The sequence below is a fragment of the Mangrovibacterium sp. genome, assembly GCF_041596335.1.
Lineage (GTDB): Bacteria > Bacteroidota > Bacteroidia > Bacteroidales > Prolixibacteraceae > Mangrovibacterium.
Map to the genome: position 1 here is coordinate 1 of NZ_JBFHIT010000013.1, position 12,316 is coordinate 12,316.

At 46.7% G+C, this 12,316-nt stretch carries 14 protein-coding genes and 1 riboswitch; of the genes, 12 read left to right on the top strand and 2 right to left on the bottom strand.

The window, feature by feature from the left end; genetic code table 11:
- Positions 1–243, top strand: a 243-nt coding sequence (gene panD / locus ABZD21_RS06715) for an aspartate 1-decarboxylase (protein ID WP_372773857.1), incomplete at its 5' end; no start/stop codon positions are given.
- Positions 244–570: 327 nt separating this feature from the next.
- On the opposite strand, the gene ric is transcribed toward panD, so the two are convergent.
- Positions 571–1,272, bottom strand: a complete 702-nt coding sequence (gene ric / locus ABZD21_RS06720; RefSeq protein WP_372773858.1) for an iron-sulfur cluster repair di-iron protein — start codon at positions 1,270–1,272, stop codon at positions 571–573.
- A 114-nt stretch (positions 1,273–1,386) separates the two neighbouring features.
- Here ric and ABZD21_RS06725 point away from each other — a divergent pair, with 114 nt between their 5' ends.
- On the top strand, positions 1,387–1,824 hold the full coding sequence (locus ABZD21_RS06725; protein ID WP_372773859.1) for an Rrf2 family transcriptional regulator: 438 nt from the start codon (positions 1,387–1,389) through the stop codon (positions 1,822–1,824).
- A gap of 123 nt (positions 1,825–1,947) precedes the next feature.
- Positions 1,948–3,141 (top strand): DUF438 domain-containing protein, encoded by a 1,194-nt coding sequence (locus ABZD21_RS06730; protein WP_372773860.1) that lies wholly within the window; start codon positions 1,948–1,950, stop codon positions 3,139–3,141.
- Positions 3,142–3,282: 141 nt separating this feature from the next.
- Here the strand turns inward: ABZD21_RS06730 and ABZD21_RS06735 are convergent, their stop codons facing one another.
- A complete protein-coding gene (locus ABZD21_RS06735) occupies positions 3,283–4,587 on the bottom strand; it encodes an MFS transporter (RefSeq protein WP_372773861.1) in 1,305 nt (434 codons plus the stop codon).
- A 166-nt stretch (positions 4,588–4,753) separates the two neighbouring features.
- Here ABZD21_RS06735 and ABZD21_RS06740 point away from each other — a divergent pair, with 166 nt between their 5' ends.
- From ABZD21_RS06740 to ABZD21_RS06780, 9 genes are all read left to right on the top strand, one after another.
- The gene (locus tag ABZD21_RS06740; RefSeq protein WP_372773862.1) at positions 4,754–5,170 is read left to right on the top strand and encodes a very short patch repair endonuclease; all 417 of its coding nucleotides are present in this window, start codon (positions 4,754–4,756) and stop codon (positions 5,168–5,170) included.
- Positions 5,171–5,275: 105 nt separating this feature from the next.
- Complete coding sequence (locus ABZD21_RS06745) at positions 5,276–5,500, top strand: helix-turn-helix domain-containing protein (RefSeq protein WP_372773863.1); 225 nt, start codon at positions 5,276–5,278, stop codon at positions 5,498–5,500.
- Positions 5,494–6,687, top strand: a complete 1,194-nt coding sequence (locus tag ABZD21_RS06750) for a DNA cytosine methyltransferase (protein WP_372773864.1) — start codon at positions 5,494–5,496, stop codon at positions 6,685–6,687. The genes ABZD21_RS06745 and ABZD21_RS06750 overlap by 7 nt, the downstream gene beginning before the upstream one ends.
- Before the next feature lie 9 nt (positions 6,688–6,696).
- Complete coding sequence (locus ABZD21_RS06755; protein WP_372773865.1) at positions 6,697–7,533, top strand: hypothetical protein; 837 nt, start codon at positions 6,697–6,699, stop codon at positions 7,531–7,533.
- A gap of 785 nt (positions 7,534–8,318) precedes the next feature.
- Positions 8,319–9,680 carry a DNA repair protein RadA gene (gene radA, locus ABZD21_RS06760; protein WP_372773866.1) on the top strand — a complete coding sequence of 454 codons (1,362 nt, stop codon included), beginning with the start codon at positions 8,319–8,321 and terminating at the stop codon, positions 9,678–9,680.
- Between the two features lie 28 nt (positions 9,681–9,708).
- Entirely contained in the window at positions 9,709–9,906 is a 198-nt protein-coding gene (locus tag ABZD21_RS06765) for a hypothetical protein (protein WP_372773867.1), read from the top strand.
- Between the two features lie 142 nt (positions 9,907–10,048).
- A riboswitch (cobalamin riboswitch) is annotated at positions 10,049–10,260 on the bottom strand.
- A gap of 213 nt (positions 10,261–10,473) precedes the next feature.
- Positions 10,474–10,860 carry a DUF4296 domain-containing protein gene (locus ABZD21_RS06770; RefSeq protein WP_372773868.1) on the top strand — a complete coding sequence of 129 codons (387 nt, stop codon included), beginning with the start codon at positions 10,474–10,476 and terminating at the stop codon, positions 10,858–10,860.
- Positions 10,857–11,345, top strand: coding sequence for a hypothetical protein (locus ABZD21_RS06775; RefSeq protein WP_372773869.1), 489 nt, complete (start codon positions 10,857–10,859; stop codon positions 11,343–11,345). Before ABZD21_RS06770 ends, ABZD21_RS06775 begins: the two co-directional genes overlap by 4 nt.
- Before the next feature lie 28 nt (positions 11,346–11,373).
- A complete protein-coding gene (locus tag ABZD21_RS06780) occupies positions 11,374–12,153 on the top strand; it encodes a radical SAM protein (RefSeq protein WP_372773870.1) in 780 nt (259 codons plus the stop codon).
- Positions 12,154–12,316: the final 163 nt, after the last annotated feature.

Genomic DNA, 12,316 nt, shown 5'->3' on the forward strand with positions numbered 1-12,316 from the left:
AATTTGATCGAAAATGAAAAGGTTCAGATTGTGAACATCAACAATGGCGAACGGCTGGAAACATACGTCATAAAGGGAAAACGCGACACAGGTGTTATTTGTCTGAATGGCCCGGCTGCCCGTAAAGTGGCTGTTGGCGACGTGGTGATCATTATTTCGTATGCCACCATGGACTTTGAAGAAGCCAAAAGCTTCAAACCGCAACTGGTTTTCCCCGACACGGAAACCAACAAAATTGTGTAGAAACAACAACCAAACAATAGACAAACCCGAGGCTCATGCTTCGGGTTTTTTAGTTGAAGGAAGCCGGTGAACAACGAAACAATTCTGCACTGATGCCGGTTTGTAATGTTAATTAGGCTTTCCTATTAAACAGTTCAATGGCCGGATACCGGTAGAGATCAACCTATTGTGTTTCCTTGATTGCCTGTTCGAATGACTCGTCGAGCGACCGGATTTGAGTGAAAGCCGCCAGATCCACTAGCTCCCGGAACGACTCAAAACACAAAAAAAATCCCAGCCCGATTGGTAAAATCGAGATGGGAGATGTACGATTGTAATCTGACTAATTTAGTTCGCCAGTTGCAGCGCTTTGGGGAAAAGGATATTATTCTCCAAATGCACATGAACGTGAATATCATCTTCAAACTGCTTTAAAGTTTGAAACGCGACTTTGTAAGTATTGCAGGCATCATCGGGCAGTTTGTAGCCCTCGGTCGTGCGGTTAATTTCATCCAATTCGCCTCCGGCAAAATCGTGTTCGCCCAACATGCGGGCAATCTCGCTGCTAATTGTTGCTTTCGAAGCCTCATTTGGGTTTGCCAGCAACGTTTTTATTGCCGGAAACAACACCTCTTCCTCCATTTTCAAATGTTGGGTCAGCTCGGTATTTACAGCAACTATCTTTTTCGCAATATCAATCAGCTCCGGATGATTGGCACCATGAACCGAAGCGATTTTATCGGTATAAAAAACCAAATCGGGCAATGTTGCCTTCACATATTTATGATGCGTATTTACAATGTAGTCCATTAAGAACCCGAGTTCCCAGTCCTTAAAATTCAAGGCCTGACTGATCGGCGAACGTTTTACGGCTTCAATTTTTTGCTCCAACTCCGCCTGATTGAGGTTTAAATCCCGGCAAGCTTCGCCAACCGATTGCTTTCCTCCACAACAGAAATCGATGCCCGCTTCCTGAAATACACTCGCTGTTCTGAAATCGTCAGCAACGATCTCGCCAATCTGCATTTTGCCCAAACTCAACTCTTCCATGTCTTTACTTTTATTTTGATTGATGGCACAAATATACAAATAAATTCTTTCGTAGACTAAAAGGTCTACTTGTCGATTGTAAAAATATTTACCTTTGTAAAAAAGCTGCAAACCGTGTTTAAAAAAGAAACCGAATATGCCTTACGAGGCTTAGTTTACATTCAGTCGCAGAACCAGAACGACCGTCGTCCGGGTATTTCCGAAATTTCAACAGAAGTTGAAACGCCTCCCCATTTTATGGCGAAGATTCTTCAACGAATGGTACGTTTAGGATTTATTGAATCCACCAAAGGGAAAAACGGCGGTTACTCCATTCACCCGGCACATCCGGCGCTCTCGCTGAAACAAGTGATTACAGCCATTGAAGGAAATACGCTTTTCGAAGGTTGCGGCTTTGGGCTAAAACACTGCGACGAAAACAATCCCTGCCCCCTTCATTTCAGCTATGCTCCCATTCGCGACGCCCTCAACACGCTGGTCGAGAGCGAAACAATTCAGAGCCTGGCCGGGAATCACAGTTCGACCCTCGATCTGGTTTTCAGCCGCAAATAGAACGAGCCGAACTCCATTCAACCCAAATTAGAGCGCGACAAAAAACCGGAGTCCGTATCTTCGTCACCTGAAAACCGTAAGCGAATTCAATCCCTTTTCTACCATTTTTTAAAACCAATATCGATGTCTGAATTTACCAACCACAAAACCGAACGTCTGCAAAAGTTAACGACGCTTTTTCGGGCCATTCTTGCGAGCGAAAATGTAAAAGCGCTTTACGAGGAGTTCCACGAGATTATAAGCCGGTGCATTCCGTCGGATATAATTTACCTGGTTGACGACTTGGTGAAGGAGAACATACCCATGCCCGAGCTGAAAAAAGGTATCAACAAACTGCTGAATTTGCTGCACAAGCCTCTTGCCGACTATCCGTACACGGCACCTCCGGCCAACAGCTACTTGGGTATTTTGCAGGAAAACAACCGCCTGATGACCGAAAAGCTGAACGCACTGAAACCAGACATTAAAGCGCTGAACAGCACCCCGGCCAACGCGGATTTAAGGCAGTCTGTTTTGACCGGACTGCAAGCGCTGGAACCGTTTGGAAGATACTACCTTATTAAAGAAAATTTGCTGTTTCCGGTTATTGAGAAGCATTTGCCCGAATTTCGCTGTCTCTCGGTCATGTGGTCGTTCCACGACGATATTCGCCGCAACCTGAAAAAAGCCATCACACTACTCAGCAACAACTACCTGCAGCTCAACGAATTTAACCGGTGCACCGGCGATTTGTATTTCAACATGGCTGCCATTCGCTTTCGCGAAGAACGTATTTTGTACCCCTTGGTGGCCGACACAATTCCCTCGGCCGAACTGGAAGCGCTGCTGGCTGAAAGTCTCGAAATTGGCTTTCCCTTTTACCAACCCGAGACGACACCCGTTGCCGCCCAGCCCGAATTGTTTGCCGAAGGTCTGGCCGACTTGGGAACCGGACGCCTGAGCCTGGAACAAATAAAACTGCTGTTCAACCACCTACCGGTCGACATCACGTTTGTCGACGAGCACGATAAGGTGCAGTATTTCTCCACTCCCAAAAAGCGCATTTTTCCGCGCACCAAAGCCATTATTGGCCGCGATGTGCACAACTGCCACCCCAAAGAGAGCGTGCATGTGGTCGAAAAAATTGTGCAGTCGTTCCGCGAAGGCAAAAAAGATGTGGCCAGCTTCTGGATTAACATGAAGGGCGAACGCTTGCTCATTCAGTATTTTGCCCTTCGCGACGAAGCCGGAACATATCGTGGCGTGGTGGAAGTGTCGCAGGAAATCACCGCCATTCAACAGCTTACCGGCGAGAAGCGGCTACTCGACTGGGAATAACAATCGGTGTTCGGGAACTGACATTGAGCGAAGGTGCCCCCAACAAAAATCCACGCACTCCTGCAACGGGAGGCTGAAGGAGAGGACTTTTCGCTGCCATGATTCCGCGTTGTGTGCTTTTTGGGCGACGGTTCATAAAGCTTACCGGTCATCTTTTTTATCCGGACTAATCACAGGTGCCGCTTTGGCCGATGGTTTTTCCAGTCCATGCCCGCGTGGGCCTGTTTCGGTTTTATAAAGCAGAAAACTAAAAACCAGCCCGACGATGCCCAGTGTACTGAAAATCCACATCCCCGCATGATAGCCGGTTGGATTGGCAGCCGAAGCGGCTGACAGATCATTGGCTTTTCCCACCAGCCAAACGAAACCGGCAACTCCAATTTGCTGAATCAGGGTCATCAATGCATACGCGGTTCCCAGCTTTTTTTCTTCAACAATATAGGCTACCGACGGCCACATCACTGCCGGCACCAATGAAGTTGCAACCCCCAGCATGGTAACCGGAATAAACAGGTTGATATCAGCATAAATGAGCAACAGGAAAACCGGCAGAATAATGACCGAACCGATAAACATCATCAGCGCCCGGTGTCCGATTTTATCGACCAGCAAGCCAATAAACGGAGTGGCTAACATGGACGCCACAATGACCATGCTATTGAGCTGCCCGGCCAACTCGCCCGACACCCCGTGTGCATTCACAAAAAAGGTGGGCGCAAAGCCGCGGAACGGAAAAATGGCCGAATAGAAGGTCATACAAAGAATGACCACAAACCAGAACGAAGGAGTAAATTGAAAGGATTCACGAAGGTTTAAGCGATCGGGTTCCTGCCCGGCGCCCAACACATAGTTTTTCGACGCCCGCTTTTCGAGCACAAAATAAACAACTCCGCCAATGCCACAGAGCAAACCAATCATTCCGGCCAGTACCAAAGCCTGATGCCAGCCCTGCGCGTAAATGGCTTTGGCCCAGGTTGGCGACCAGTCGGCAGCATACGAACCGGCCCGGGCAATAAACAGATTCACACCGAGGGCAAAGCCAAGCTCCCTACCACGAAACCACTTGGCCAGCACCACCGTGATGGCCACAATGAGCGGCTCGGCGCTAAACCCGAGCAAAAACCGCCCGACCAACATCACGGTCAACTGGTCGGTTGCCGCAGTAACAAAGCCCGACACAGCACATATGACTCCGGCAACCAGAATAACCACCCGGGCACCAAAGCGGTTGATGAGCAGCCCACTAAAGGTTAACACAACAACAGCCGCCACGCTGTATACCGAATAGAGCCGGCTGAAGTCTTCGTTCGAAAAACCCAGCTCATCCATCAGTTCCTTGCCCACATAGGCTACACTGTCGTATAGGTAATAATTGCCAAACATGGCCAGGCTCGCAATTAAAAGTGCGGTCCACCGCAAACTTGCAGGTATTTGTTGCTTTCTCATCGGCTTGTGTGTCGGCACCGGCTCCTCGTACTCTTGTGGGCTGATTTGAAACCCCACCGGCGTCGGCCTAAAAGTAATTGGTTGCCGCGTCAAAATCAAGCTGTTTATGTACGTACTGCCAACCGACTTCCTTTGCGCTGTGCTACCCGTTTCCTAACTTTACCCAATGGCCGATGTACACAACAAACAAACCCGCAGCTACAACATGAGCCGCATCAGCGGAAAGGATACCTTGCCGGAACTGTTGGTGCGGAAGTATTTGTTTGCACAGGGTTTTCGGTATCGGTTGAATGTGAAAAGCCTGCCCGGAAAACCCGATATCGTCCTACCAAAATACAAAACCGTCATCTTTGTAAATGGCTGCTTTTGGCACGGACACAAAGGCTGTAAATATTTTGTACTCCCCAAAACCCGAACTGAATGGTGGCTCCAAAAAATTAAAGGCACTCAACAACGCGACCGCGAAGCCGAAATTGCCCTGAATGTGCAGGGATGGAAAGTAATTACGGTTTGGGGGTGTGAATTGAAGAAAGAAAATCGGGAAAAGACCCTTCATAATCTCCTCACAGAAATTCTTCCATAAACTGCATTCCGACTTACTAACCATCGAGTCATTTTGTGGAAAACTAACACCCAATGTGACTCATTGTCCGTTGACCCATAATCAACATCAGGGTAGTTTTGACCCATGGACATTCAAAAGAATTTTGGACAAAGAATCAAAGAGCTGAGAGCGGAAAAGGGCTACAGCCAAGAAGCTTTAGCACTCAAAGCAGATCTCGACCGCACTTATATAACCAGCGTGGAAAATGGAAAACGAAATGTTTCCATTCAAGCTATCCACAAAATCATCAAAGCATTTGACATCTCATTCTCAGAATTTTTCACCTCTAAACTTTTCGACGCATGTTGATTAAATACTCAGACATCCGCAAAAAGTTAGAGTTCGAAAGAAAAAAAGAACTCGATGATCTTTTAGCAGGTTTCACTCATTACCTTCAAAGCCCAGCTGAATACAGTCGCGACAATTACTATAAACCATTCGAGGAACAACTTAATGGTTCGAAACTGAACAAGGTTGAAGAAACTGCATTGAAGCTTCCGTTAAAATGGGATGTTCCATTTCCTCCTCCGGAAAACCCAAAGTTCACTTTTATTGACCTTTTTGCGGGAATTGGAGGATTTAGAATTGCATTACAGAAGCAAGATGGAAAATGTGTCTTTTCCTCAGAAATTGATAAAGCTGCGAAGCAAACTTATGAAATGAATTTCGGAGAAATCCCATTTGGCGACATTAGGAAGTTTACCGGTCCTGATATCTCAGATGACCTACTCGATAAACTAATTCCCAATCACGATCTGCTAGCCGCTGGCTTTCCATGCCAACCATTTAGCCTTGCCGGTGTCTCAGCAAGAAATTTTCTAGGTAAAGAACATGGATTCAATGATTCTAATCAAGGTAACCTATTCTTTGACATTCTCCGAATTGTTGACGTAAAACGCCCTAAAGCTGTTTTTCTTGAGAATGTAAAAAACCTAAGATCTCACGATAAGGGTAGAACTTTCGAGACTATTAAGACAATGATCAAGGAATTAGGATATAGCTTCAGCTCTGAAGTAGTAAATTCCCAAACAAGAGTACCTCAACGAAGACAACGGACCTACATGGTTTGTTTTAGAGATGCCACCATTAACTACAAATTTCCTTCTTTTGAAGGTGAGCCAATCCCCTTGAGATCGATATTGGAAAATTCTGTCGATGAAAAGTATACCATTTCAGACAGACTTTGGCAAGGACATAAGAACAGATCCAAAAGAAACTTAGAACGGGGAACCGGATTTTCAACAAAAGAAGCTGACCTTGACAAACCTTCAAATACAATTGTTGCAAGGTATTACAAAGACGGAAAAGAATGTCTCATTCCTCAACCAGGGAAGAATCCCAGGAAATTAACCCCCAGGGAGTGCGCTAGACTTCAAGGATATCCGGAATCTTTTATTTACCATAAAAGCAACTCATCGGCTTATAAACAATTTGGCAACTCTGTCTCGGTTCCCGTGATCGAGAGAATCGCTGAATCGATAACTAAATACTTATAAAAAACGCATATGGAGTTTAATATTAATCAATTTTTGAAATTTGGGACAAAAGATGGTTCTTATTCAATCGTTACAGAAAGAGAATATTACGACTCACAGATCACAGCCACAGATGCAGAAGCTGAATTACTAATCAATCACTTCGGCCTTTCAAATATCACAGTTGGAAAAGTTGCGTCAAATCCCCGCCTATCAAAAAAAGAATTCCTATTATATCCCTCGGGACAAAAGATATATCTGAATCTTGTCTTTCCTAAAAATAACAAACCAGAACTAAGGCTATACATATCCCAAACAGCTGGCTTTAAGCCGGAATCTGGTACCGTCTGGTTCCTTTTTAAACTACAAAATAAACTATGGATCGGATCAATGCCTGAAAACCAGTGGAGAGCCGAAAACATAGGTGCACTCGAAGATGATTCAGACTCAATCTACCAATCCTTAATACAAGAAAAAGATGAAATAAAGATCGCAAAGTTAGCAAGCAAGGAAGCTTTCACACGAGACAGAAAACTTGCTCAACATCGAATGACCGTAGAAGATTACAGATGTGAGTGCAATCCATCCCATGAATTATTTATTTCCAAGTATACAAACCTTCCATACCTAGAAGCACATCATTTGATCCCAATCTCTTTGCAGAAGCAGTACAACAAAAACTTCGATTTACTCGATAACATTTTCTGTCTATGTCCATTTTGCCATAGGGCGATCCACTTTTCTGAACAGTCCACTTCGCGTCCTATTATTGACACTCTTTTGGATAAGAGACCTGAAGTACTGAATATTATAAGGGGGACAGAGCAAGACATTTATAAATTTTATTCTTTAGAGACTATCATCTGATCGCTAGATAAAAATTTTCACAACAAATCCGAAAATCATTGATCGACTCGGAATTCTTCTATCCAGACCAAGTTGGAATCAAGAAATTCCTATTCCACCGTTATTTAGATGATTATTGTTGGTATGAATTCGAGAGCCTTCACCTCATAGAAGTGAAATACACTCATGGCACTATTGATGAATTTGTCCTTGAATTAGCCAATTCGGATTGGGGCAAACTATAGTATATCAACCAAGGGTGAGCTGAAAAAAACCCGCAAAAATACCAACGCCAAACAAATTCGCCACACAGAAATCAGCTTCTCCGAAACAGGAGCAATCGGTGTGAATGAGTTTGAAGTTTACCAAGTTTTAACTCTCCCCTGACCCGGATACAATCCCTGCCGGATTGATCCGACTCGTCCCCTCTCTACCTATAGAGAGGGGAAAAGCAAGCGTAGCGAGCTTGGGGTGAGTTGAAAGAAACTCGCAAAATTGCCATGAAGCTTCTCAAAACGGTGCGCGGGCCGTCAAAACGCTCGGTTGAGGGTTCGTTTTGACAAGATTTTGGATCCTTTTCATCGACTGGAAAAGTATCGGCCAGCCCGGCCTAAGGCCAAAAGAAATTGACGTTACAAAGGCAAAGTCAGCCTGCGGCGCATGCAACCCAGCCAAACCGATCAACATCACCGGAGCGCTTTCATCTGACCTTTTTTGCGCCTTCGTGGCTTTGCGTTCAATCCGATGCCAGACGATTCAGTCAAAACCATTACTTTTATTCACCAAAATCAATCATCAAGTCCGGAATGGCCAAACTCAAAACTATTTATACCTGTCAGAATTGCGGGAACAGCTCGCCCAAGTGGGTCGGACGCTGCACCAGTTGCGGCGAGTGGAACTCTTTTGTTGAAGAAGTAGAGGTGAAGGAAACGAAAAGCCCGCTTCCCTCGCGCTCGGCCAGTGGCGCGCAACCGCAACGACTGTCGGAAGTTGGTGCCGGGCAGGTTGAACGGATTGACACCCGCAACAGCGAGCTTAACCGCACCCTGGGTGGCGGATTGGTTCCGGGCTCACTGGTGCTGGTAGGGGGCGAACCGGGCATTGGCAAGTCGACTTTGGTGCTGCAAGTGGCGCTCGACCTGATTGGCCGAAAGATTTTGTATGTGTCGGGCGAGGAAAGTATTCAGCAGATTAAAATCCGAGCCAACCGCCTGAAACGTGAAAACGAGGACTGTTTCTTCCTAAGTGAAACTTCGCTCGAAAACATTCTCACCCATTGCGAACATATGGAGCCCGAACTGCTGGTGATCGACTCCATTCAAACGGTTGCCACTTCGTATATTGAATCGTCGCCGGGCAGTGTGAGCCAGATTCGCGAGTGCACCAACGGCATTCTGAAGTTCACCAAAGAACGGCGCATCCCGGTAATACTAATTGGCCACATTACCAAAGAAGGAAGCCTGGCCGGCCCCAAAGTACTGGAACACATGGTGGACACGGTGTTGCAGTTCGAAGGTGAAAACCAGTATATGTACCGAATTCTGCGAGCCATTAAAAATCGCTTTGGCTCTACCTCGGAGCTAGGTATTTTCGAGATGAACAACACGGGTATGCGCGAGGTTAGCAACCCTTCGGAGCTGCTGATTAACCGCGACGACGAGGGCTTGAGCGGAACAGCTATTGCCTGCGCGATTGAGGGCAACCGTCCGCTGCTGATCGAAATCCAAAGTCTGGTGAGCACAGCCGCCTACGGAACGCCGCAACGCTCGTCGACCGGTTTCGACCTTCGCCGGCTGAATATGCTGTTGGCGGTACTCGAAAAACGGGCAGGCTTCAAGCTGGCCACCAAAGATGTTTTTCTCAATATTGCCGGGGGAATCAAAGTTGATGATCCGGCCATTGATTTGGCAGTGATCACAGCCGTACTTTCCTCGAACTTCGATTTGGCGGTCGACAAAACCCAGTGTTTTGCCGGCGAGGTAGGCTTGTCGGGCGAGATACGGGCTGTAAACCGCTTGGAGCAGCGCATAGCCGAAGCCGAAAAACTAGGCATGAAACGAATCTTCGTCCCGGCCAACGGCAAAGCCCTCAACTTCAGTAAATTCAACATTCATATTGAACCCGTTTCTCGGGTTGATGAGTTTTTTCGGCGGGTATTCCGGAAATAGCGGAGGGGAGCGTTAAAACAAAAAAACATTGAACGCCTTCAGCGTTCCCGGGTCATTAAGCCTTTCTACCGCCAGTTTCACTGGCGGTGATGCACCTGACACTCCTTCGGAGTTTCCCCGGAAAATTGCACCCAAACCAGCCGGCAAACTAAATCCCGAAGGCATTAAACCATTCATCACCCCCAATGAAATTGGGGGAAACCAAGCCCCGAAGTGGGTTGAATAAATTAAAGGTAGATTTTGAAGCCATAAAAAAAAGCTGTGGCCCCTGACCGACAGCTTTTAACAGTTACATTGCTCCCAACGATTGGCAGAAAGCGGGAGCCAATGAAGCCAGGGATGCGCCACGGAGGGCTGCGTCTTTGCCCCGAAAACTTCGAATTACCGGCAGGTCTTCTGGCTCACCCAACTTCGGATACCTTCCCGCTCGTCCCAATGGCAGCTGGGTGCGAACAGTGGCGTACATTTCCGAAATCGTTTCACGGGCTTACAGCTGCGGGGACAGCTCCGGTTTTACACCGGATTCCCTTTTCATCCTGACTGCCGAAACAGTCGCGAAACCGATAACAGTCCCAAAAGTAAGGCTTATTCCTTCAACCCAAATTAAAATATTAAGATTTCTGCCGAAAATTTACACAAGCTTATCAGCATCCTGAATGGGACTGAAAGCCCAAGAAACACAGACTTCAACCGACCACCAACGCACGGTGACGCAGTTTTTTAGTCGGCTCTGGGAATATCAGTTCGGGAATCTTAACTTTGGCGCACAATTGATTTCAAAAATTATTCGGAGATGAAGAAATTTGTACCGCTCTTTTTCCTGCTTGCTTTGCTGTTTGCCCTTTCGTGCAAAAATAAGGGCTACCCAAAACCAAAGGAACTGCTCAGCGAAGCCGAAATGGTGGATGTACTTTATGATATGCATTTGGGAGAAGCAATTGCCGACCACGATCGCTATAACGCGAACGATAGCCTGAAGATTGAGTCGGAGGCTGTTTACCAGGCGGTACTAAACAAACACAATATCAACGATTCGATTCTGGCAAGGTCGATCATTTATTACTCTGCCAGCCCGAAAGTTTACGAAAAAATTTATGAAGAGGTGGTAGAACGACTGAATCTGAAAATTGAGGATTTCAGAACCAAGCAAGAAATAAAAGTAAACCCCGAACAGGAATGAAATTCGCGGCTCACCTAGTAGTAACAGCCAAGGGCGATGTGCTTCCGAAGGGAATTGTTGAACTCGACAAGTCGGGGGTCATTCTTGAAATTACCGCCAATGAAAACGGGCTGAGGGAGCAAGCCGGGATGGAATTTCACAGTGGCATTATTTGCCCGGCCTTCCCTAATCTTTCGTCATTAATTACACAGGAAGAGCTTTTCGGCCGCTTGCCCGAACTGAAGCCTTTCGAGCGCTATCGTCCGGCAAGCAGCCAAGATCCAAAATTTAGTTTCAACTGGATGAAGAATATTCAAATTCACGAACCGGACTCTTCGCTTGTTGAGCTGATTGCGCTTTTTACGGCCCGGACTGCATCGGTTCTGGGCCTCAACGAAGCCGGAACGCTGGAAGTTGGGAAGCGCCCCGGCTTGGTTGTTCTTTCCGGGATCGACTATTCGAAGCTTCGCCTGAGCGAAGATAGCCGGTTGAAAAAACTAATATAATCCTTACTTTTGCCGCAAATTTGTTTCAATGGCAACTTTCCTTTTCGATAAAATCATTTTTGGCCCTGTAAAAAGCCGCCGGCTGGGTGTTTCGCTGGGTGTAAACCTATTACCTGTCGACAGCAAAGTATGCTCGTTCGACTGTATTTACTGCGAATGTGGCTGGACTCCCCGCAAACGGGAGCAAAAAGCTGAACTACCCAAACGCGCAGAGGTGGCTAACCGCCTCGAAGCTCAGCTACAAAAAATGAACGATGCCGGCGAGTTGCCCGATGTGATTACTTTTGCCGGAAACGGGGAACCAACGCTTCACCCCGAGTTTGCCGAAATTATTGACGACACTATCAGCCTGCGAAACCAATACGCACCCGACTGCCGCATTGCTGTGCTTTCCAACTCAACCATGATTCATCGGGAACCGGTTTTTCAGGCTTTACTGAAAGTGGATGACAACATTCTGAAACTGGACTCGGCCATTGCCGAAACCGTGGAACTGCTCGACTGCCCAATGGGATCATTCAATTTAGAGTCGGTCATTGATCAGCTCGCCCGGTTCGGATCATCGGCAATCATTCAAACCCTTTTTGTGCGGGGCGAACACAAAGGCCGAAAAATAGACAATACCAGTCCGGAAGAACTGGATGCCTGGCTGGCTGCTCTGAAAAAGATTGCCCCGGGACAGGTGATGATTTATACGATTGCCCGCGACACTCCCGCTCAGGGACTCGAAAAAGTCAGCATTGAAGAGCTAGACCAAATTGCCGACCGACTGAGAGAGGAAGGTTTCAAGGTACAGGTTTCAGCCTAATTTGACTTCGTTAGCTTAACAAAACCGGACTCAATGTTGGCGGAATTTACGACTGCAGCACACTGACTTCAGTCAACCGTGACTGTTTAGCGATTTTCTACAGGCGAACATTCCTTCAAAATAAAACACCGCGCAACAGGCAATTGAAAACACCAGAGACACA